The sequence below is a fragment of the Rhizobium sp. P1_E1 genome, from assembly GCF_056406015.1.
This window is the reverse complement of sequence record NZ_JBFUAY010000001.1, coordinates 24,929-44,344: the sequence shown is the minus strand read 5'-3', so window position 1 is coordinate 44,344 and position 19,416 is coordinate 24,929. Positions and strand designations below refer to the sequence as shown.

The following is a 19,416-nucleotide window of genomic DNA, read 5'->3' as shown; positions in this document are numbered from 1 at the left end:
TCGGAGCGACCATGCAGAACGCAATTTTGCTCGCCATGGCAGGCCTTTTCGCCTTTCAATCAGCAACGGGTGCCGTCGGTCAAGACATGAAAAGGCATGGCGTTCATCTTCCAAAACATCAGGCACGTCTCGCCTATACGGTCCAGACAGTCAGCGTTCGTGCCGGCTGCTTTCCAGGGCGCCTGCGAGCGGTCCTGTCGCATATTGCTGCGAAGACCGGCCGACGCCCTGTGATAACCTCGGGCCACAGGCCGCATCCCCGCCGCCATGGGTCGCTGCACGGAAAATGTCTGGCGGCCGATATCAGGATGCCCGGCCTGTCGGAACGCACGATCATTGCTGCCGCAAGAAGCGCGCCGGGCATCGGCGGTATCGGCAGCTATTGCAACGGCATCATCCATGTCGACGTCGGACCGCAAAGGCGATGGGTCGATTGCTGAAGCAATACCAGGAAAAGTGCGCCCTCATCCGTCCTTTGCCGGCGCCGGCTTGCGGTTCAGATTGCGTCGGATCATGCCGAGATTTGCCCCGCCGACCAGGAAAGCGGCGGCGAAATAGATTAGCATCGCAATCGCAATCAGCAGCCCGAGGGTACCGATCTTGGTGACAAGCGGCGCGCCGGAGGCAAGCCAGGGCGCCCAGTGCTGCTTGAGGAAGACGATCGCCGCACCCATGACGGCCGCGGCGACGATCAGCAGAGCGGTGCGCTTTGCCAGCGCCCATTCCCATGTCAGGTGGCCGCGGCGCAAAAGCGTGGTGAACAGCAGCACAGTGCTGATCCAGCCGGCCGTGGCTTCGGCAACCGCGATGCCGGGCGCACCCATATAGGGGAAGAGCGTCAGCGCCGTGGCGCAGTTGGTCGCAACCGCGACGGCCGAAAAGCGCATCGGCGTCTTGGTGTCCTCGCGGGCATAGAAGCCGGGCTGCAATGCCTTGATCAACACAAAGGCCGGCAGGCCGATGCCGTAAATCGCCAGGATCGAGCCGACGACCGCAGTGTTTTCCTGATGGAAGGCGCCGCGCTCATAGAGCACCCGGATGATCTCGTCGGACAGGATCCAGAGCGCGAAGGCGGCTGGGATCGTCAGGAACAGCACGAATTCGATCGAGCGGTTCTGCAGGTTTCCGGCCTCCCGCAGGTTGCCGCCTTTCAGCGCCCGGGCAAGTTCCGGCAGAAGCACCACGCCGACGGCGACGCCGACGACGCCGAGCGGCAGCTGATAGATGCGGTCGGCATATTGCAGCGCTGCGATCGCGCCGTCGCGGGAAGAGGCGATCGCCTGGCCGATCAGCTGGTTGATCTGGGTGATGCCGCCCGTCACCGCAGCCGGCACCGCCAGGATCAGCAGCCGCTTGACGTTCGGTGTCATCTTCGGGAAACGGAAGCCGATGCTCATGCCGGCTGCAAGCACGCCGACATAGACGACGGCGAGCTGCAGGACGCCGGCGGCAAGAACGCCCCAGGAGAGGTACCAGGCCGTCGCCAGCGGATCGGCGCCGGTATAGAGCGCATAAAACAGCGCCCCGATCATCACCACGTTGAGGAAGACGGGCGCGATGGCGGCGGCGAAGAAATGATGCAGCGAATTCAGCATGCCGCTCATCATCGCCGTCAGCGACATGCACATCAGATAGGGAAACATCACCGCCGCCATGCGGATCGTGATCGAGAACTTGTCGGGATCGTCGGCAAAGCCCGGCGCGATGACGAAGCGCACCAACAGCGGCATGGCAAGCTCCATCACGATGGTGATGAGGAGCAGTACCGAAAACAGCACGCCGAAGACTTCTTCCGAAAAACGCTTGGCGCCATCCGTGCCGTTCGCCTCGATCTCCTTGGCAAAGAGCGGCACGAAGGCGGCGTTGAAGGCGCCCTCGGCAAACAGCCGGCGGAACAGGTTCGGAAAGCGGAAGGCGGCGTAGAAGACGTCGGCCATCGGTCCGGTGCCGAGGGCCGCAGCCATCAGCGTTTCGCGGGCGAAGCCGAAGATGCGGCTGCCGAGGGTGGCGCCGCCGACGGTCGCGAATTTCTTGACGAGGCTCATGCGTTTGGGCTCATGCGTGGTGGCTCATATGGGGGAACCGGCCTTTTTTTCGGTGGTAGGCGGGGTCCGGGCGGTGGCTGCAGGCGCGATGATGCCGGAGGGCATACGCTCGCGCAATTCATCCTCCTCCTCGGCCATGACCGCCTTCATCCGGGCGGTGATGTTGGCGCGCTTGCTGTCGCCTGATATTTTCTGGCCGACCAGGTCGGTGACGTAGAAGGTGTCGATTACCTTCTCGCCGAAGGTGGTGATGCGGGCCGACTGGATGTCAAGCGACAGATCAGAGAGCACGGCGGTGATCTCGGACAGCAGTCCCGGCCGGTCGAGGCATTCGACCTCGATGACGGTGAACTTGTTCGACAGGCTGTTGGTGATGTTGACCGACGGCGGAATGACGAATGCCTTGCTTTTCTTGCGGTTGCGCGCGCGCGTGGCGATGACTTCGGGCAGCCGCTTGCGGCCGGATAGCACGTCCTCGATCATCCGTCCGATCGTCGCCGCCCGGCGCAGTTCGTCGGCATCGTCGGTAAATTCGCGGCTGACATGGATCGTGTCGAGCGCCCGCCCGTCCGATGTGGTGAAGATCTGGGCGTCGACGATATTGGCCCCGGCCGCAGCACAGGCGCCGGCAATGACGGCGAGCAGTCGCGGATGGTCGGGCGACAGCACGGTGATCTCGGTGATCGCGTGGAAACTGTCGGTACGCACCGTGGTGGCGAGCGCCTGGCCCGCCTTATCCGACTGGCGGATGAAATGGGCGTGACGGATCTGGTCTTCCAGCGGTACCGAGAGCAGATAGGGCTGGTAGTGCAGCTTGGTATAGGTATTGCGGTCCTTCTGGTTCCAGTCGGCGAGTGCCGAATGCAGCGCTTCGGCAGCGGCATTGGCCCGCTCCTTGCGGGAGACCTCCGAAAAGCCGCCGGCCAGCAGCAGCTCGGTTTCATAATAGAGCGTGCGCAGAAGCTGGCCTTTCCAGCCGTTCCAGACGCCCGGACCGACGGCGCGGATATCGCAGATCGTCAGGATCAAGAGCATCTTCAGCCGGTCGAGCGACTGCACGCGGTCGGCGAAATCGGTGATCGTCTTGCGGTCGGTGAGGTCGCGGGTCTGCGCCACCATCGACATGGTCAGATGTTCCTCGATCAGCCAGACGACGATCTCAGTCTGCTTCTGCGACAGGCCGAAACGGGCGCAGAGCTTGCGGGCGACGCGGGCGCCGGCGATCGAATGATCCTCTTGGCGGCCTTTGGCGATGTCGTGGAGGAGAACGGCGACATACAGCGCTTCGCGATCCTCGATGCCGGGCATCAGCTTGTTGGCGAGCGGATGCAGGTCCTCGGCGCGCCCCTTGTCGATCTCGGAGAGAATGTCGACGGTGCGGATCAGATGTTCATCGACCGTATAGTGGTGATACATGTTGAACTGCATCATCGCGACGATCTTGCCGAATTCGGGGATGAAGCGGCCGAGCACGCCGGCCTCGTTCATCCGCCGCAAGATGAGCGCCGGATCACGCTTCGACGTCAGGATCGACATGAACAGGCGGTTGGCCTCGTCGTTTTCCCGCAAGCTATTATCGATCAAAGCGAGTGAACGGGTGACGCGTTTCAGCGCGTCTGGATGGAATTCCAGCCCATTGATGTCGGCGACGTGGAAGAGCCGGATGATGTTGACCGGATCGCGCTTGAAGACTTCGGGCTCGGCGAGCGCGATGCGGCCGCGGTCTTCGACGAATTCGACGCTGCCGGCGATCTTGCGGTTGCGATGGGTGAAGCGGCTGATGACGCCGGTGAGGCCCGGGATCGACTTCGCCTGCTGGTCTTCGAGCGCGGCGCAGAGGATGCGCGTGAGGTCGCCGACATCCTTGGCGACGAGGAAATAGTGCTTCATGAAGCGCTCGACGGCCGAAAGGCCCGGGCGGGTGTGATAACCGAAGGCTTCGGCGATCTCGCGCTGGATATCGAAGGACAGGCGCTCCTCGGCCTTGCCGGTCAGGAAGTGCATATGGCAGCGCACCGCCCAGAGAAAATCGTCGGCTTTCTCAAGCAGACGGTATTCGTGCTTGGACAGCACGCCGAGCTTGACCAGTTCCGCCTGGTCGCGCACGTGATAATAATATTTCGATATCCAGAACAGCGTGTGCAGGTCGCGAAGCCCGCCCTTGCCTTCCTTGACATTCGGTTCGACGAGATAACGCGTGTCGCCCGCCTTGCGGTGGCGCTCGTCGCGCTCGGCCAGCTTGGCGGCGATGAATTCGGGACCGGTGCCGGTGACGATCTCCTTGTCGAAGCGGGTCGCGAGCTCGGTTTCGAGCCGCTGCAGGCCGCAGATGTAGCGCATCTCCAGGATGGCGGTGCGGATGGTCATGTCGGACTTGGAAAGCGCGATGCATTCCTCCACCGTGCGGGTGGCATGGCCGACCTTGAAGCCCATGTCCCAGAGCACGTAGAGCATGAATTCGACCGCCTTGTGCGTCTCTTCCGCCGGCCTCGGCAGGAAGAGGAATAGCAGGTCGATATCCGAGCCGGGCGCCAGCGTGTCGCGGCCGTAGCCGCCGACGGCGGTCACCGCAAACTTGTCCTTCTGATGCGGAAAGATATGGGCGGTGGCGAAATTGTAGAGGGCGGCGATGATCTGGTCCTGCAGCCAGGAAATCCGGTAGGCGCAATTGAGCCCGCCGCCGTCGGCCATCAATGCGGCGCGCGCCTTCTGCCGACCTTCCGTGCTCGCCTTCTTCAGCACGGCCAGAAGATCGGCGCGCAGGACGTCGGGTCGGTTGCGGTTGGCCTCGGCAACGGCGTCACACTGCTTCTGCAAGAGCTCGACGTCGAGGATATTGGAGAAATCGAGGTCGCGCATCGCTGTCGCCGGGACGGTGTCCTGTTCATGCCGGGCTGCCGGTTCACGGCCTGCCGCTTGTTTCGTCTGCATGCGCTATAGCCCCTTTGCCCGGCGATTGACACGGGCTTTCATACTGCAAGAACCTTTAAATTTGGCGAAATGGTGTTGGTTCGCTGCAAGATTCAAGGGCGCTTTGACGCAAGGCGCCGGCTTTCCCGTAATCCTCAGCCGGCGGCTCGCGCATTCAGCAAATGCAGAACCTGCCGTGTCTCGCGCATGATCTCTTCAAGCGCCTGCCTGTCGCATTCGCGATAGCCCGCCTTGGCGATCGACGTTCCGAGTTCGCAGATCATCGCGCAACAGCGGGTGATTTTCAGCATGCCGATCGGCGAAGTCCAGCCGCGGGCGTTGCGGTCCTTGTCGGCGCGCCGCATCGTATCGAGCATGGAGCAGATGAGCGAGAGGCGCTCGGTTTCGCGAACCAGTTTTTCCATGAACATGGCGCGCTACTCCTATTTCAGCTTCTTCTTGAGATCGTAAAGTGCATCCATTGCCTCGCGCGGCGTCATGTCGTCAAGGCTCATCGCTTTCAACGCCTCCTCGACCTTGGAGGGTCCGCGGGCGGTATCCTCGCGGCGTACCGCCACCTGGAAGAGCGGCAGGTCGTCGATCAGCTGGCTCGCCGGGTTCTTGCGGTCGGCATCTTCCAGACGGGTGAGCACATCGCGGGCTCGCGCCACGACCGAGGCCGGAAGCCCGGCAAGGCGCGCGACCTGAATGCCGTAGGAGCGGTCCGCTGCACCCGGCCCGACCTCGTGCAGGAAAATGACGTCGCCGTCCCATTCCTTGACGCGCATCGTGGCGTTCGACAGCCGGCCAAGCTTTTCCGAAAGCACGGTCAGCTCGTGGAAATGCGTGGCGAAGAGGCCGCGGCAGCGATTGGCCTCATGCAGGTGCTCGACGGCGGCCCAGGCGATGGAAAGACCGTCGAACGTGGCGGTGCCGCGGCCGATCTCGTCGAGGATGACAAGGGAACGGTCGCTGGCCTGGTTGAGGATCGCCGCCGTTTCCACCATCTCGACCATGAAGGTCGAGCGACCGCGCGCCAGGTCGTCTGAGGCGCCGACACGCGAGAAAAGCCGGTCGACGATGCCGATATGGGCTGATGTCGCCGGCACGAAGGAGCCCATCTGCGCTAGAATGGCAATGAGCGCATTCTGGCGCAGGAAGGTCGACTTGCCGCCCATGTTCGGGCCGGTCAGCAGCCAGATCGCCCCGTCCCGGTCGCCGGTCTTTGGCGAGAGATCGCAATGATTGGCGACGAAGGGGCGGCCAGCCTGCCGCCGCAGCGCCTGCTCGACAACCGGATGGCGCCCACCGTCGATGGCAAACATCTTCGAACCRTCGACCTGCGGGCGGCAATAGGCCTGCTCCTCGGCGAGAAGCGCCAGACCTGCGGCGACGTCGATGACGGCAAGCGCCCGGGCGCCTGATTTGATCGCCTCGGCTTCCGCAACGACGGCCGCCGTCATCCTGTCGAAGGCTTCGAGCTCGATCGTAAGCGCCTGGTCGGCGGCATTGGCGATGCGGCTTTCGAGATCGGCAAGTTCGGTCGTGGTGAAGCGCATGGCGTTCGCCATCGTCTGGCGGTGGATGAAGCGGGCTTTCGCGTCCGCCGTCTCCGTCATCGGTGAGGCATTGCCGGCGGTGACTTCGATGAAATAACCGAGGACGTTGTTGTGCTTGATCTTCAACGACCGGATGCCGGTTTCTTCGGCATATTGCAATTGCAGGCCGGCGATGACACGACGCGACTGGTCGCGCAGTGCCCGGACCTCGTCGAGCTCGACGCTGGCGCCGTCGCGGAGAAAACCGCCATCGCGTTTCAACAGCGGCAATTCGTCGGCGAGCGTTTCGGCAAGCAGCTTCTCCAGGGCCGCGGGAAGGGCCTGCAGCCCGGACAGTGCCTGGCCGAGCTCTTCGGGCAGCATCGTCTTGCCGAGCATCGCCGCAACTCCGCCCGCCGCTTCCAGGCCTTGGCGGATCGCCCAGAGATCGCGCGGGCCGCCGCGGTCGAGCGCCAGGCGTGACAGCGCGCGCGGCATGTCGGGCACATGTTTCAGCGTGTCGCGCAGATTACCGCAGAGCAGGGGTTCGTCGATCAGGAAGCCGATCGAATCGAGCCGCGCATTGATGCGGGCGGGGTCGGTCAGCGGCGACATCAGCCGCTCGGCAAGAAGCCTGGCGCCGCCGCCGGTGACGGTGCGGTCGATCGCCTTCAAGAGCGAACCGTTGCGATCGCCCGAAAGCGTGCGGGCAAGTTCGAGATTGGCGCGGGTGGCAGGATCGATGAACAGTGTCGATGCTGCACTTTCCCGTTCCGGCTTTCCAAGCGGCGGACGCTCGGCAATCTGCGTCTTTTCGACATAGGCGACTGCGGCCGCGGCTGCTGCCAGCTCGGCGCGCGAGAAGGTGCCGAAGCCGTCGAGCGTCGCGACGCCGAAATACCGCGCGATCCGCCCTTCGGCGCTGGCGCTGTCGAAGAGCACGGCCGGCTGCGGTACGGCTGTCCGGCCGAGCACGTCGAAGACCGGCGTGAGTTCGGGATCGTGGAAGATCGTGTCGGGCAGGATGAGTTCGCGCGGATCGATGCGCAGGATATCGGCAAGCAGGCGCGAGGCTTCGGTCTCGGCAAGCCGGAAGACGCCGGTGGAAATATCGATCCAGGCAAGCGCCAGCAAGGCCTCGCCGCTGCCGCGAATACGGGTCAGCGCCATCAGATAGTTGGATTCCGAGGGCGAAAGCAGCTTTTCCTCGGTGATCGTACCTGGAGTGACGAGGCGGACGACGTCACGCCTGACGACGGATTTCGCGCCGCGTTTCTTCGCTTCCGCGGGATCCTCGATCTGCTCGCAGACGGCGACACGGAAGCCGAGGGAAATCAGCTTCTGCAGATAGTCGTCGGCCGCATGCACCGGAACGCCGCACATCGGGATATCCTGGCCCATGTGCTGGCCGCGCTTCGTCAGCGTAATACCGAGCGCGCGTGAGGCTTCCAGGGCATCCTCGAAGAACAGCTCATAGAAATCGCCCATGCGATAGAACAGAAGCGAACCCGGATTGTTCGCCTTGATCTCGATAAATTGTTCCATCATCGGCGTCGCCGAGGCACGGCTTTCCGCCGTAGCGAGCTCGGCAGCCGAAAAGGCTTCATTCCCTGTGTCTATTCGTGCGTTCACGGAGGTGGAGTTTTTCCCAAAAAAACAGGTGCCAACCCTATCCGCGCGCCGCTATAGATGACAACAGCATTTGAGGAAGAGCAAAGCGTCGCCCACAGGACGTTGGAGGATTTATGCCCGATATCGATAAGAAGGACCGGCCGGTGACGTCTGTTACCGACCAGGAGGCGCTCGAATTTCACGCAATGGGCCGGCCCGGCAAGCTGGAGATCAACCCGACCAAGCCGATGGCGACGCAGCGCGACCTCTCGCTTGCCTATTCGCCAGGTGTTGCCGTGCCCGTCAAGGCGATCGCCGCCGATCCGCAGACGGCCTATGATTACACCGCCCGCGGCAATATGGTCGCCGTCATTTCCAACGGCACGGCAATTCTCGGCCTCGGCAATCTCGGCGCGCTGGCCTCCAAGCCCGTCATGGAAGGCAAGGCGGTGCTGTTCAAGCGCTTCGCCGACGTCGATTCCATCGACCTCGAGATCGATACGGAAAATGTCGACGAGTTCATCAACTGCGTGCGCTTCCTCGGTCCCTCCTTCGGCGGCATCAACCTCGAGGATATCAAGGCGCCGGATTGTTTCGTCATCGAAAGCCGGCTGCGCGAGCTGATGGATATTCCCGTCTTCCATGACGACCAGCATGGAACGGCGATCATCGCCGCTGCCGGCCTTATCAATGCGCTGGAGCTGACCGGCCGCGACCTGAAGACGACGAAGCTCGTCTGCAACGGTGCGGGTGCTGCGGCGATCGCCTGCGTCGAACTGATCAAGGCGATGGGTTTTGCGCCTGAGAACGTTATCCTCTGCGATACCAAGGGCGTCATCTACCAGGGCCGCACCGAGGGCATGAACCACTGGAAATCGGCGCATGCGGCAAAGACCGACGCACGCACGCTGGAAGAGGCGATGGAGGGCGCGGACGTCGTTTTCGGCCTGTCGCAGAAGGGCGCGTTTTCGGCCGAGATGATCCGCTCGATGGCCGAGCGGCCGATCATCTTCGCCATGGCCAATCCCGATCCCGAGATCACGCCGGAAGAGGTGGCCCGCATCCGCGACGACGCCATCATGGCGACGGGTCGTTCGGACTATCCGAACCAGGTCAACAACGTCCTCGGCTTTCCCTATATCTTCCGCGGCGCTCTCGATGTGCGCGCCTCCACAATCAACGACGCAATGAAGATCGCCGCCGTCAAGGCGCTGGCAAACCTTGCCCGCGAGGACGTGCCGGATGATGTAGTCGCCGCCTATCAGGGCAACCGGCCGCGTTTCGGGTCGCAATACATCATCCCCGTTCCCTTCGATCCCAGGCTGATCTCGGCGATCCCGGTTGCCGTCGCGCAAGCCGCGATCGAAAGCGGCGTCGCCCGCAAGGTCATCACCGACATGTCCGGCTACGCCCGCGAGCTTTCGGCGCGCCGCGATCCGATCGCCTCGACGCTTGCCAGACTCTACGAGCGTGTCCGCCGCCATCCGAAGCGGATCGTCTTTGCCGAGGCCGAGGAAGAACAGGTCCTGCGTGCGGCGATGTCCTATGCCAACCAGCAGCTCGGCACCGCCATCTTGCTCGGCCGCGAGGATCTGATCCGGGCGACGGCGGAACGCGCCGGCATCGATCTCAACCGGCCGGGCCTCGAGATCGTCAATGCCCGTATCTCCACCCGGGTCGAGGCGTATATCGACTATCTCTATGCCAGGCTGCAGCGGAAGGGTTATCTCCACCGCGATGCCCAACGGCTGATCCACAACGACCGCAACCATTTCGCCGCCACCATGGTGGCGCTCGGCGACGCCGACGGCATGGTGACGGGCATCACCCGCAATTATTCGACGGCGCTCGAAGATGTGCGCCGCTGCATCGACCAGAAGCCCGGCCATCGCGTCATCGGCGTATCCCTGGCGCTCTGCCGCGGCCGCACCGTCTTCGTTGCCGACACCGCGGTGCATGACATGCCGACGGCCGAGGAGCTTGCCGATATCGCCGAGGAAGCCGCAGGTCTCGCGCGGCGCATGGGTTATCCACCGCGTGTCGCCCTGCTTGCCTATTCCACCTTCGGCCACCCCTCGGGCGAACGCTCCGAGCGGGTGCGCGAAGCAGTGAAAATCCTCGACAAGCGCCGCGTCGATTTCGAATATGATGGCGAGATGGCCGCCGATGTCGCCCTGAACCGCAAGGTGATGGAGCAATATCCCTTCTGCCGCCTCTCCGGCCCGGCCAACGTCCTCGTCATGCCGGCTTTCCACTCGGCCTCCATCTCGACCAAGATGCTGCAGGAACTCGGCGGCTCCACGGTGATCGGCCCGATTCTCGTCGGCGTCGACAAGCCGGTGCAGATCACCTCGATGGGCGCCAAGGACAGCGACATCGTCAACATGGCGGCGATCGCCGCCTATGGGGCTGGTTCGTAAACTCGTCCTGCGTTTCTGAGACGCGCCTTCTGGTGCCCGGCCTTGTGTGTCGGCCGGGCATTTATCCGGCTTTAGACTGGCGCCAAGGGGTGAAGCATCATGAACGCCAAAGCCTGCCAGCCATTGCCGGCCGATCGTGCCCGGCCTCGAGCGCGCCTCCTGAAGATGAGATCAAGTTGAGAAACAAGCTTGTCGTTTTAGCCATCGTGGTCGCCAGCTGTTTCGCTTATACGAAATTGATGGCCAGGGTCGGCTCAGGCTCGCCGCCTCCGGATGCGCCATTGGAACAACAGGCTGACCTCATTCRCGTTTATAAATCCGAACGCCGCATGCTCCTTTTGAGAGGCGATGCTCCCATCTCTACATACCGGATTTCTTTAGGCACGGCTGCCGATGCCGGGCCCAAGGAGCGAGAAGGTGACGAGAGAACACCTGAAGGACGTTATGAAATAGACTGGCGAAATCCAAAGTCCATGGCCTATCTGAGCCTGCACATTTCCTATCCAAATCCGGATGATCGGCGCAACGCTGAAGCAGGAGGTTTTCCTGCCGGGGGCGATATCATGATCCACGGGCTTCCCAATGGCTGGGGCCTCTTCGGAAACGTCCATCACCTGTGGGATTGGACGGATGGCTGTGTTGCAGTAACCAACTCGGAGATGCGCGATATCTGGGCTCGCGTCCCTAACCATACGCCGATAGAGATCATGCCCTGAAACATTGCCGGGGCCTGGCGACTAGGAAAGGCTCTAGCTCGCGAAGCGGCCGGCGTCGGCGCCGTAGTAATTCAGGTAGCGGTCGGAAATGCTGGAGATCGGCAGCACGATCAGCACGTCGGTCGTGTTGAAGGCATGATCAATGACCGCGCTGGAGCCGACCATCGCGCCGAGGCGCAGATAGCCCTTGATCAGCGGCGGCAGCGCCATCAGCGCCCGCTTCGGGTTGATGGCCTCGACCGGCATCAGATCCATGTTGCGGGCGAGATCCGGCAGTGCCCCGACGGCCCATTCGTTCTTCGCCAGCACGTTGTGATAGAGGAAGGACAGCGCCAGCGCGTGGCTTTCGAGATAGACACCTGGGAACGAGGCGCAGCCGAACATGGCGCTGACGCCGTGTTTCAGCGCATAGGCCCAGTTGCCCTGCCACAGGAGCTCGACGGTGCGCTTGGTGCGGTATTCCGGCAGCACGCAGGAGCGGCCGAGCTCCATGAAGCGCTTGTCCGGATGTTTCGCGATAAGGCCCTCGATTTCGAATTCGGAAGCCGAGTAAAAACCGCCATTGGCGACGGCGACATCCTGACGCAACAGCCGGTAGGTGCCGACGATCTGGTCTTCCGGGTCGCCCTCGATCGAGCGGTCGAGAACGAGAAGATGGTCGCAGACGGCGTCATAGGCGTCGACATCACGCTGCCGGCGCATGGCATCCAGCGGCAGCTGCGCCTTCATTTCGTCGACGAAGACGCGGTAGCGCACGGCCTGGGCAGCATCGATCTCGCGCGCCGTGCGGGCAAGGCGGGTCTCCAGATTGCCGATGCGGCCGAGGATATCGCCGTCCTTCTGCACAGCAGCCGTCGAGGGTGGTGCAGCCTCCGCGGTGGTGTCACGATTCAGGATGTCGATGGCGGACATGACGATTCTCCCGTTGCCGGCTTATCGACGCCATAAAACACTTCTCTGCGACAGGAAAGTGACATTTTGAATTTCCAAGCGCAAGCAGCGGGCCGGTTCCTGAGGCGCTCACCGCGCCTCTGCCCGGCGGGCGGAAAGTGCGGCGACCGCCTGAACTTCGGTCAGCAGCCGGACCGGATCGACCGGCTTTACCATGACGCGGTTGGCGCCGTTGAGCAAGACCTGGCGGCGTGATTCGTCGCTCTTGTCGGCAGTCAGGACGATCACCGGCACCGAGGCGAGATCGAGCCGCCGCTCGTGGCCGCGCAGGCGTCCCAGCATGTCGATGCCGTTCCCACCCGGCATCGAGAGATCGCTGATGATGATATCGGGCCGGGCATTCGCCTCGCAGAGCGCGCAGTCGAGCAGCGACTCGAAATCTTCGACATGGCGCACCTTATGCCCGCCCTTTTCCAGGACGACGCGCACCAGCATGGCATTGATCGGATCGTCCTCGCCGAGCAGGATGCTGAGCCCGCTGGCGGGAACCACCGTCTCCGCCACTGAAAGGCCGAAGCCCGGCTGGTTGTCGTTCAGCGCGTCGCGCTTCTCCATGCCGCGCATGCGCCCGCGCAGCACGTCGATCAGCGACTGTTCGCGCAGCGGCCGGATCAACCAGGCATCGAAAAGGTCGAGCGGATGGGCGCTGCGTTCTTCCGGGTTGACGAGCAGGACCTTACGCAGGCCAAGGGCGGCAATTTCGGCGCGATCGGCAAGATGGTCGGAAAATTCCGCCGACATGCGATGGTCGATGATGATGTCGGTCGGCCGCCGTCCGCCCTTTGCCAATCCGAGCAGCGTTGACCGCGCCGTCTCGCCGTCGCCGACAAGATGGCAGAGGCCGCCGAGCGCGGTGATCGTCTCGGCGATGGCGGTGCGCGCGGCACCTGCCGGCGCCAGCAGCACGACGCTGTTGCCGGCAAGCAGCGTGTTTCGCCGGTCGGGGCGCTCGCTGCCGATATCGACTGGGAAGCGGATGGCGAATTCGCTGCCTCTGCCCTTTTCGCTGGCAACCGTCAGAGTGCCGTTGAATTCGCGCATGATGCGGGCGGAGATGGCAAGGCCGAGCCCGGTACCGTTGCTCTTGTCGGCAACGGTCCCGCCCTGCTCGAACTCGCCGAAGACGCGCGCCTGCTCCTCCGCCGTCATGCCTGGACCGCTATCGGTCACAGTGATCAGCAAGTCGCCGGCGTCGAGCGACACGCGGATGAAGACGCCGCCGACCTGGGTGAACTTCACGGCATTGCCGATGACGTTGAACAGAACCTGGCGCAGCCGCGCCGGGTCGAAGCTCATATTCTCAGGGACATCGGATGACACGGTGGCGCCGATCTCGATACCCTTTTCATGCGCCCGGTGGGCGAGCATCTCGACGACGCTTTCCAGAAGCTTGCGCAGCGATTCCGAGCGCGGATGCAGCGCGAAGCGGCCGACCTCGATGGTAGAGAAATCGAGAAGATCCTCGACGAGCTGCGTCAATGCATGGCCGGACTGGCGGATGCTCGCGAGATAGTTCTGCTGCTCCTGCGTCAGCCGCGTCTCCGCAATCAGATGCGTCATGCCGAGAATGCCGGAAAGCGGGGTGCGCACCTCGTGGCTGACGGTGGCAAGCAGCCTCGATTTGGCGGCGCTGTTATATTCAGCCTTCTGGCGGGCCTCCTCGCGGCCCTGCGCGATGAGCCGCTCGTCGGTCACGTCGCGGGCAACGCTCTGCAGCAGCAGGCGGCCGTTCGCCGGGTCGCGGGTAACGACGTCGCGCCAGAGGAAGATGCGCTGGCCTTCCGGCGTCGAGATCTCGACATCGTAGCAGTGCGATATCGGACCGGGGCGGAAGGCAAGGCCGATCTCCTCGCAGGTTCGTCCTTCTGGACGCAGGCGCCCGGTCAGGCGGCGAAAAGTGTCGTTGGCGGAGATGATGCGCCGGTCCATGGTGCGGCCGACCGTGATGTCGCCGAGCACGTCGTGCACGTCGGCAAACAGCTTTGCGCCGGCGTTCCAATCCGGCATGGATTGACCTGGACGCTGCCCGGCCTTTCGCGACCGAACCATCAGCAGGGCATAACTGGCGATGACGGCAAGGCCAAGAACGACGAGACCGCCCGAAAGCAGCAGCGGATCGCCGGCATGGGCAAGCAGCATCAGGATCGTTGCGGCAAGAAGGCCGGCGCCGCCCAGCCAGTAGAACAGCAGGCGCCTTGTCGCTGCGGGCCCGCTCTGGCGATCATCGGCTCCCCGGGGTGCCGCTGCGTTCGGTCGTGAGGAAAGGGCCTCCATCCGCTTCTCATGCGGCTTAGCGGCGGGTCCACCGAAGGCGGCGGACAATCTTTCCTGCAACTGTCCCAGGTTCTGCATGCTACCTGGCTAACATGAGGCCCGTTCCGAATGCCTTCAGGATTTCGATAAGATTTTAACGGCCGGCCTTTTTAGGCAGCAGCAGCTCGTCGAGAATGACGCAACCGGCGCCGATGGTGATGAAACTGTCGGCGAGATTGAAGACCGCGAAGGACCAGCTCTCGGTGTAGAAGAGAATGTAATCGATCACATGTCCATAGGCGAAGCGGTCGACGAGATTGCCGATCGCCCCGGCGATGATCAGCGCATAACCGAGATGAGCAAGCCAGCGATCCTTCGCCGTGCGGTACCACAGCCAGATGACGAAGGCGACGATGACGAGCCGCATGCCGACGATGAACCAGCCGTCCATGCCGGACAGCATCGAAAAGGCGACGCCGAGATTGTAGGTGCGGTAGAGCGCCAGCATTGGAATGACCGGCACGACCTCCTGTAGCGGCAGGTAGTGATCGACGGCGATCTTGACGACCTGGTCGATGAGAACGGCGACGACGATGAAGAAGAGGATCGGTGCCGGGCGCGAAAACAGCGCGGGGCGTGCAAGCGTCTGTTCGGTCATTTGCCCTCGGCAAGTGAGAGGAGATGGCGGCGCGCCTCGAAAAGCATGACGGCGGTGGCGACAGCGAGGTTCAAGGAATCGGCGCGGCCCTGCTGCGGAATGCGGGCAAGCGCGTCGGCCTCCTTGGCCAGTTGCTCCGGCAAGCCGGATTGTTCGTTGCCCATCAGGAGCACGACAGGCTTTTTCCGGTAGTCGATCGTCCGGTAATCGACCGCGCCGGCAAGATGCGTCGCGACGACGGAAACGCCGGCCGATTTCCGCCAGGCGATGAATTCTTCAGGGGTTGCCCGCGCGACCGGAACGGCAAAGACCGAACCCATGGTGGCGCGCACGGTTTCGAGCGAGAAGGGGTCGGTCGTTTCTCCGACCAGAATGATGCCGGAAGCGCCGGCCGCATCGGCCGTACGGATGATGGTGCCGAGATTGCCGGGGTCACGCACCCGGTCGAGCGCCACCCATGTCTCGCCATCCCTCGGTCGGATATCCCGCAGCGGCTTCCAGCGCTGCTCGAAGATGCCGACCACCATCTGCGGATTGTCGCGGCGGGTGATCGAGGCGATCACCTTTTCGCTGACTTCGAGCACCAGCCCGCCCGAGGCGACGGTCCTTGCCGCCATCTGCTCGACCAGCGGCTTGCCTTTGGCGGCCTTGGCATAGACCAGCGTGCGGATCGTCCAGCCGAGTTCGATCGCATCGATGACGAGCTTCAGTCCTTCGGCCAGGAAAGTACCGCTTTCCTCGCGCGACTTCTTGTTCGTCAGCGCCTTGATGTCCTTGATGATCGGATTGGCGAGCGAGGTGACCTCCTTCACCTGCCCGACCCTGCGCGGTCCCTGGTCGTGGAAGTCTTTGCTCATTTCGGCACCCAGCGGGAAAAGAGGGAGGTGGACAGCGCGCGGCCCTGCGTCTTGCCGTCGGTGCCGGCTTCGCGAATCACCAGCTCGCCGGATTCGACCACGCCGCCGGCGCCGCGCATCGTCTCGCGCATCAGCTCGTGGATCGAATAGAAGCTGGCGCGGATCGAATAGGCCGTCAGCACCAGGCCCACCGCCTTCGGCGACAAGATCTCGCGGCAGACATCGAGCATCAGGGGCAGATGCTCGAAGAGATGCCAGACTTCGCCATTGGGGCCGCGGCCGAACTTCGGCGGATCGGTGAGGATGATGTCGTACTGGCTGCCGCGGCGTTCTTCGCGCAGGATGAATTTCATCGCATCCTCGCAGATCCAGCGGATCGGCAGCTTCTCCATGCGCCCGAGCGCCTGGTTTTCCCGCGCCCAGCCGATCGCCTTCTTCGAGGCGTCGACATGGGTGACCTCGGCGCCGGCTGCGGCGGCAACCAGCGAGGCGACGCCGGTATAACCGAAGAGATTCAGCACCTTCAGCGGCCGACCGGCCTTTTCGGCCTGCTCTTTCATCCAGCTCCAATGGACGATCTGCTCGGGGAAGACGCCGACATGACGGAAGGAGGTGAAGCGGCCGAGGAAATCGACACCGAGCAGATTGAGCGGCCAGGTCTCGCCGAGCGCATCTTTCGGGAAGCGCCAGCGGCCGGAGCCTTCCTCGTCGGTATCGCCGGTGAAGACGGCATCGACCTTTTCCCAGACATGAGCGGGCAGCGAAGGCCGCCACAGCGCCTGGGCCTCGGGACGGATGATGCGGTAGGGGCCGTATTGCTCCAGCTTTTCGCCGTTGCCGCTGTCGATCAGGTGGAAGTCGYCGGCTCCGAGCGATTCGAGGATGACGGGCACGCGCTCGACCGGACGTTCGCCGCTGCGTGTCATCAGAGGGCGCTCGACGGCGCCAGGCACAGCAGCCTCGCGCACTGTCTCGCGGGCCGCCGCAGGCCGAGCGACCGGCTTCGGCGGCCGGCCTGTCCGATCGTTCCTGCGGCTTTCACCGGAAGAACCTGATGTTTTCTTCTGGCCCGGCCGGCCTTCTCTCTGTTTCAACGTGCTCTTCCGCATCTCTGTCGGGGTGTCTTATCGGCTTTGTGTCCGCTGCGGCGCCGTGCGTCTTTTCAGACGTGCAAAGGACGCTGCAGCACTTTGAATATGCAGTAGCCCAGAAAAGCGTGGCGGATCAACTGCGCAGCCGCCTGAGCCCGGGCAAGAGGAGCGGGTTCTCCCGGCGCAACGCCTATTTCAAGCCCTCGGAGGCCTGTGTGCGAAGCCAGCTTTCCGCCGCATAGAGGGCTGCGACATGCATCGACTGCATGATGACGGCGCCGGACTGCAGGTCGCCAAGGATGGCAGCAAGATCGGTAAACAGCAGCTCGACCTTCTCGCCCGGGTCGAAAGACGGTTCGCCGGCCTTGCTCAGGCCGAGCGCCAGCCAGCTGGTTACGGCGTTGCTGTGGCTGGCGGCATTCGGATAGGAGGTGAGTAGTTTGACGAAGGTCGAGGCTTCATAGCCGGTTTCCTCCCGGAGCTCGCGCCGGGCTGCCGCCAACGCCGCATCGCCAGTGTTGCTGTCGCTGCGTTCGACGCCGCCGGCGACGAGACCGAGCACGATCTCGCCGCGGCCGTGTCGGTATTCCCGCGTCAGCAGCACGCGCCCGTCGGGCATCACGGGGATGACGTTGATCCAGTCGGGATAATCGAGCACATGAAAGGGCGCGATGACGGTTCCATCGGCGGTGACGCAATCGTCGCTCCGAATCCGGATCCAGCGGTCCTCATAGGTGATCCGGCTTGCCGTCACGCTCCAGGGCTTCAGTTCGTCGGTCATCGGCCCATCCCTTGTGTGTCAGATGTCTGTCATCGGAACCCGGCAGATAACATTCCGTCCCGCCTTGGCAAAGCGCTTTCCCGCTGGGATAAGATGAGCGAATCGAAGATGGGGCCATCGAATGGATTTCACCGGCGAAGAACGCATCGCCGCGCCGCGGGACGTCGTCTGGGCAGCACTCAACGATCCCGACATCATGCGTGGCTGCATTCCAGGCTGCCAAGGTATCGAGCGGCTTTCGCCGAGCGCCTTCGAGGCGACGATCAAAGTCAGGTTCAGCCTGCTGTCCGCCACCTTCCATGGGCTGCTGACGCTTTCCAATGTCGACGCGCCGAAGAGCTATACGCTGTCGGCCGAAGGCAAGGGCGGTCTTGCCGGCTTCGCCAGGGGCAGCGCCGATATCGTGCTTGAGGAAAGGGGTGCCGAGACTATCCTGCACTACCGCTCGAAGGCCGAACTCGGCGGCAGGCTCGCCCAGCTCGGCGCCCGTCTGCTCGACTCGGCTTCGCAAAAGCTCGCCGAAGGGTTCTTTTCGGATTTCAATGCCGCGGTCGTCGCGAAGATGGCGGCCGGTTAGGCTTGGCGCGGGTTGGAGCTTCGTTTAAATCGGCATGATGACGTGGACCATTAGGCCGCCGCGGGCGGAAGACCAGGAAATGCTCGCGGAGATTTATCTTTCCGTGCGCCGCGAAACATTCGTCTGGGTCGATCCCGGCAAGTTCCATCGCGAGGATTTCGCCGCCCATACCAATGGCGAGACGGTCTTCGTTTGCGAGCATGCGGATGGCAGCGTAGCCGGCTTCCTGTCGCTCTGGCCGGAGGACGATTTCATCCACATGCTCTACTTAAGACCGGAATTCCAGGGTCGGGGCGCCGGCACCGCGCTGTTGCACGCCCTGCCGCAATGGCCGCAACACCGGTACCGGCTGAAATGCCTGGTAAAGAACCGGCGGGCAAAGGCGTTCTACCTTTCCCATGGTTTCCATGTGACCGGCAACGGCGCGTCGCCGGAGGGCGACTATGAGGAGCTGAGCTTTTTTCCGGTTTGACTGCCGCCGAAAGCCGGCCGCCGAAACCGAGCCAAACGAATATTGACCAGTTTTATCGCGCCGGCAGCTGCCCGGCGATCTCCTCGGCGCGGTTCTTGTGGCGGTCGGCCTCGCTTTGCCAGCGGATGGCTTCCTTGGCCTCGGTGCGGGCGCGCTTGCGGTGTTTGCCCTGGCTGAACCAGGTGGCGGCCGCGCCGATCAGCATGCCTGTAATCAGCGCGATGAACAGGAAGACGAAGAAGGGCGCGGAAACCGCGAGCACCTGATCATCAGGCCGGAACGGATTGAAGGCGAGCGTGACGCTCTGCCGGTTGGCGACGCAGAAGACGATGAGGATGACGCCGAGCGGCAGCAGAATCAATAGGTTGACGATCTTCTTGGCCATTTGAGGTCTCCACGCGGCAGATTGCGCCGGTCTTTTTGAGGGGCGCGTTTCATGCTTACAGCGCCACGCGTCTTTGTAAGACRCGCAAAGCACGATGCGTTACCAGAATAGGAAAACGGCCCTCGAGTTCAAGTGCGGTTTCGCCGCAGGC

At 63.2% G+C, this 19,416-nt stretch carries 16 protein-coding genes; 5 read left to right on the top strand and 11 right to left on the bottom strand.

The window, feature by feature from the left end:
• Window positions 1–11 precede the first annotated feature (11 nt).
• Window positions 12–440 carry a YcbK family protein gene (locus AC1D1Z_RS00210; protein WP_018244506.1) on the top strand — a complete coding sequence of 143 codons (429 nt, stop codon included), beginning with the start codon at window positions 12–14 and terminating at the stop codon, window positions 438–440.
• Between the two features lie 24 nt (window positions 441–464).
• Here the strand turns inward: AC1D1Z_RS00210 and murJ are convergent, their stop codons facing one another.
• The 4 genes from murJ to mutS form a co-directional block, all read right to left on the bottom strand.
• The gene (gene murJ / locus AC1D1Z_RS00205; protein ID WP_128408946.1) at window positions 465–2,045 is read right to left on the bottom strand and encodes a murein biosynthesis integral membrane protein MurJ; all 1,581 of its coding nucleotides are present in this window, start codon (window positions 2,043–2,045) and stop codon (window positions 465–467) included.
• A 24-nt stretch (window positions 2,046–2,069) separates the two neighbouring features.
• Window positions 2,070–4,976, bottom strand: a complete 2,907-nt coding sequence (locus tag AC1D1Z_RS00200) for a [protein-PII] uridylyltransferase (RefSeq protein ID WP_131605499.1) — start codon at window positions 4,974–4,976, stop codon at window positions 2,070–2,072.
• A 134-nt stretch (window positions 4,977–5,110) separates the two neighbouring features.
• A complete protein-coding gene (locus AC1D1Z_RS00195; protein ID WP_018244509.1) occupies window positions 5,111–5,386 on the bottom strand; it encodes a hypothetical protein in 276 nt (91 codons plus the stop codon).
• 12 nt (window positions 5,387–5,398) lie between these two features.
• Window positions 5,399–8,125, bottom strand: a complete 2,727-nt coding sequence (gene mutS / locus AC1D1Z_RS00190) for a DNA mismatch repair protein MutS (protein WP_477849110.1) — start codon at window positions 8,123–8,125, stop codon at window positions 5,399–5,401.
• A gap of 113 nt (window positions 8,126–8,238) precedes the next feature.
• Between mutS and AC1D1Z_RS00185 the strand changes: the two genes are divergently transcribed.
• Together AC1D1Z_RS00185 and AC1D1Z_RS00180 are read left to right on the top strand one after the other, a co-directional pair.
• Window positions 8,239–10,524, top strand: coding sequence for an NADP-dependent malic enzyme (locus AC1D1Z_RS00185; protein WP_477849108.1), 2,286 nt, complete (start codon window positions 8,239–8,241; stop codon window positions 10,522–10,524).
• 176 nt (window positions 10,525–10,700) lie between these two features.
• Window positions 10,701–11,240 (top strand): L,D-transpeptidase family protein, encoded by a 540-nt coding sequence (locus AC1D1Z_RS00180; RefSeq protein ID WP_477849247.1) that lies wholly within the window; start codon window positions 10,701–10,703, stop codon window positions 11,238–11,240.
• A gap of 33 nt (window positions 11,241–11,273) precedes the next feature.
• Here AC1D1Z_RS00180 and olsB read toward each other — a convergent pair whose 3' ends face one another.
• The 6 genes from olsB to AC1D1Z_RS00150 all read right to left on the bottom strand — a co-directional run bounded on the left by olsB (window position 11,274) and on the right by AC1D1Z_RS00150 (window position 17,831).
• Complete coding sequence (gene olsB / locus AC1D1Z_RS00175; protein ID WP_018244513.1) at window positions 11,274–12,152, bottom strand: l-ornithine N(alpha)-acyltransferase; 879 nt, start codon at window positions 12,150–12,152, stop codon at window positions 11,274–11,276.
• A 108-nt stretch (window positions 12,153–12,260) separates the two neighbouring features.
• Window positions 12,261–14,543, bottom strand: coding sequence for a hybrid sensor histidine kinase/response regulator (locus AC1D1Z_RS00170; RefSeq protein WP_283185915.1), 2,283 nt, complete (start codon window positions 14,541–14,543; stop codon window positions 12,261–12,263).
• A gap of 55 nt (window positions 14,544–14,598) precedes the next feature.
• Window positions 14,599–15,102 carry a signal peptidase II gene (lspA, locus tag AC1D1Z_RS00165; RefSeq protein WP_018244515.1) on the bottom strand — a complete coding sequence of 168 codons (504 nt, stop codon included), beginning with the start codon at window positions 15,100–15,102 and terminating at the stop codon, window positions 14,599–14,601.
• Window positions 15,099–15,959, bottom strand: coding sequence for a TrmH family RNA methyltransferase (locus AC1D1Z_RS00160; RefSeq protein ID WP_166480706.1), 861 nt, complete (start codon window positions 15,957–15,959; stop codon window positions 15,099–15,101). The genes lspA and AC1D1Z_RS00160 overlap by 4 nt, the downstream gene beginning before the upstream one ends.
• Window positions 15,956–17,053: a class I SAM-dependent methyltransferase gene (locus AC1D1Z_RS00155; protein WP_477849104.1), complete on the bottom strand. Its 1,098-nt coding sequence runs from the start codon at window positions 17,051–17,053 to the stop codon at window positions 15,956–15,958. Before AC1D1Z_RS00155 ends, AC1D1Z_RS00160 begins: the two co-directional genes overlap by 4 nt.
• A gap of 187 nt (window positions 17,054–17,240) precedes the next feature.
• Complete coding sequence (locus AC1D1Z_RS00150) at window positions 17,241–17,831, bottom strand: NUDIX hydrolase (RefSeq protein ID WP_130651597.1); 591 nt, start codon at window positions 17,829–17,831, stop codon at window positions 17,241–17,243.
• 121 nt (window positions 17,832–17,952) lie between these two features.
• Here AC1D1Z_RS00150 and AC1D1Z_RS00145 point away from each other — a divergent pair, with 121 nt between their 5' ends.
• Together AC1D1Z_RS00145 and AC1D1Z_RS00140 are read left to right on the top strand one after the other, a co-directional pair.
• Complete coding sequence (locus AC1D1Z_RS00145; RefSeq protein WP_047617260.1) at window positions 17,953–18,408, top strand: SRPBCC family protein; 456 nt, start codon at window positions 17,953–17,955, stop codon at window positions 18,406–18,408.
• 37 nt (window positions 18,409–18,445) lie between these two features.
• Window positions 18,446–18,880, top strand: coding sequence for a GNAT family N-acetyltransferase (locus AC1D1Z_RS00140; protein WP_065277028.1), 435 nt, complete (start codon window positions 18,446–18,448; stop codon window positions 18,878–18,880).
• A 52-nt stretch (window positions 18,881–18,932) separates the two neighbouring features.
• Here the strand turns inward: AC1D1Z_RS00140 and AC1D1Z_RS00135 are convergent, their stop codons facing one another.
• Window positions 18,933–19,265 carry a LapA family protein gene (locus AC1D1Z_RS00135; protein WP_018447771.1) on the bottom strand — a complete coding sequence of 111 codons (333 nt, stop codon included), beginning with the start codon at window positions 19,263–19,265 and terminating at the stop codon, window positions 18,933–18,935.
• Window positions 19,266–19,416 lie beyond the last annotated feature (151 nt).

What these genes read in the sequence shown, in the direction of transcription:
- AC1D1Z_RS00210 (WP_018244506.1), top strand. Translation starts at nt 12, where the DNA reads ATGCAGAACGCAATTTTGCTCGCCATGGCAGGCCTTTTCGCCTTTCAA.
- murJ (WP_128408946.1), bottom strand. Translation starts at nt 2,045, where the DNA reads ATGAGCCTCGTCAAGAAATTCGCGACCGTCGGCGGCGCCACCCTCGGC.
- AC1D1Z_RS00200 (WP_131605499.1), bottom strand. Translation starts at nt 4,976, where the DNA reads ATGCAGACGAAACAAGCGGCAGGCCGTGAACCGGCAGCCCGGCATGAA.
- AC1D1Z_RS00195 (WP_018244509.1), bottom strand. Translation starts at nt 5,386, where the DNA reads ATGTTCATGGAAAAACTGGTTCGCGAAACCGAGCGCCTCTCGCTCATC.
- AC1D1Z_RS00185 (WP_477849108.1), top strand. Translation starts at nt 8,239, where the DNA reads ATGCCCGATATCGATAAGAAGGACCGGCCGGTGACGTCTGTTACCGAC.
- olsB (WP_018244513.1), bottom strand. Translation starts at nt 12,152, where the DNA reads ATGTCCGCCATCGACATCCTGAATCGTGACACCACCGCGGAGGCTGCA.
- AC1D1Z_RS00170 (WP_283185915.1), bottom strand. Translation starts at nt 14,543, where the DNA reads ATGCAGAACCTGGGACAGTTGCAGGAAAGATTGTCCGCCGCCTTCGGT.
- lspA (WP_018244515.1), bottom strand. Translation starts at nt 15,102, where the DNA reads ATGACCGAACAGACGCTTGCACGCCCCGCGCTGTTTTCGCGCCCGGCA.
- AC1D1Z_RS00160 (WP_166480706.1), bottom strand. Translation starts at nt 15,959, where the DNA reads ATGAGCAAAGACTTCCACGACCAGGGACCGCGCAGGGTCGGGCAGGTG.
- AC1D1Z_RS00150 (WP_130651597.1), bottom strand. Translation starts at nt 17,831, where the DNA reads ATGACCGACGAACTGAAGCCCTGGAGCGTGACGGCAAGCCGGATCACC.
- AC1D1Z_RS00145 (WP_047617260.1), top strand. Translation starts at nt 17,953, where the DNA reads ATGGATTTCACCGGCGAAGAACGCATCGCCGCGCCGCGGGACGTCGTC.
- AC1D1Z_RS00140 (WP_065277028.1), top strand. Translation starts at nt 18,446, where the DNA reads ATGACGTGGACCATTAGGCCGCCGCGGGCGGAAGACCAGGAAATGCTC.
- AC1D1Z_RS00135 (WP_018447771.1), bottom strand. Translation starts at nt 19,265, where the DNA reads ATGGCCAAGAAGATCGTCAACCTATTGATTCTGCTGCCGCTCGGCGTC.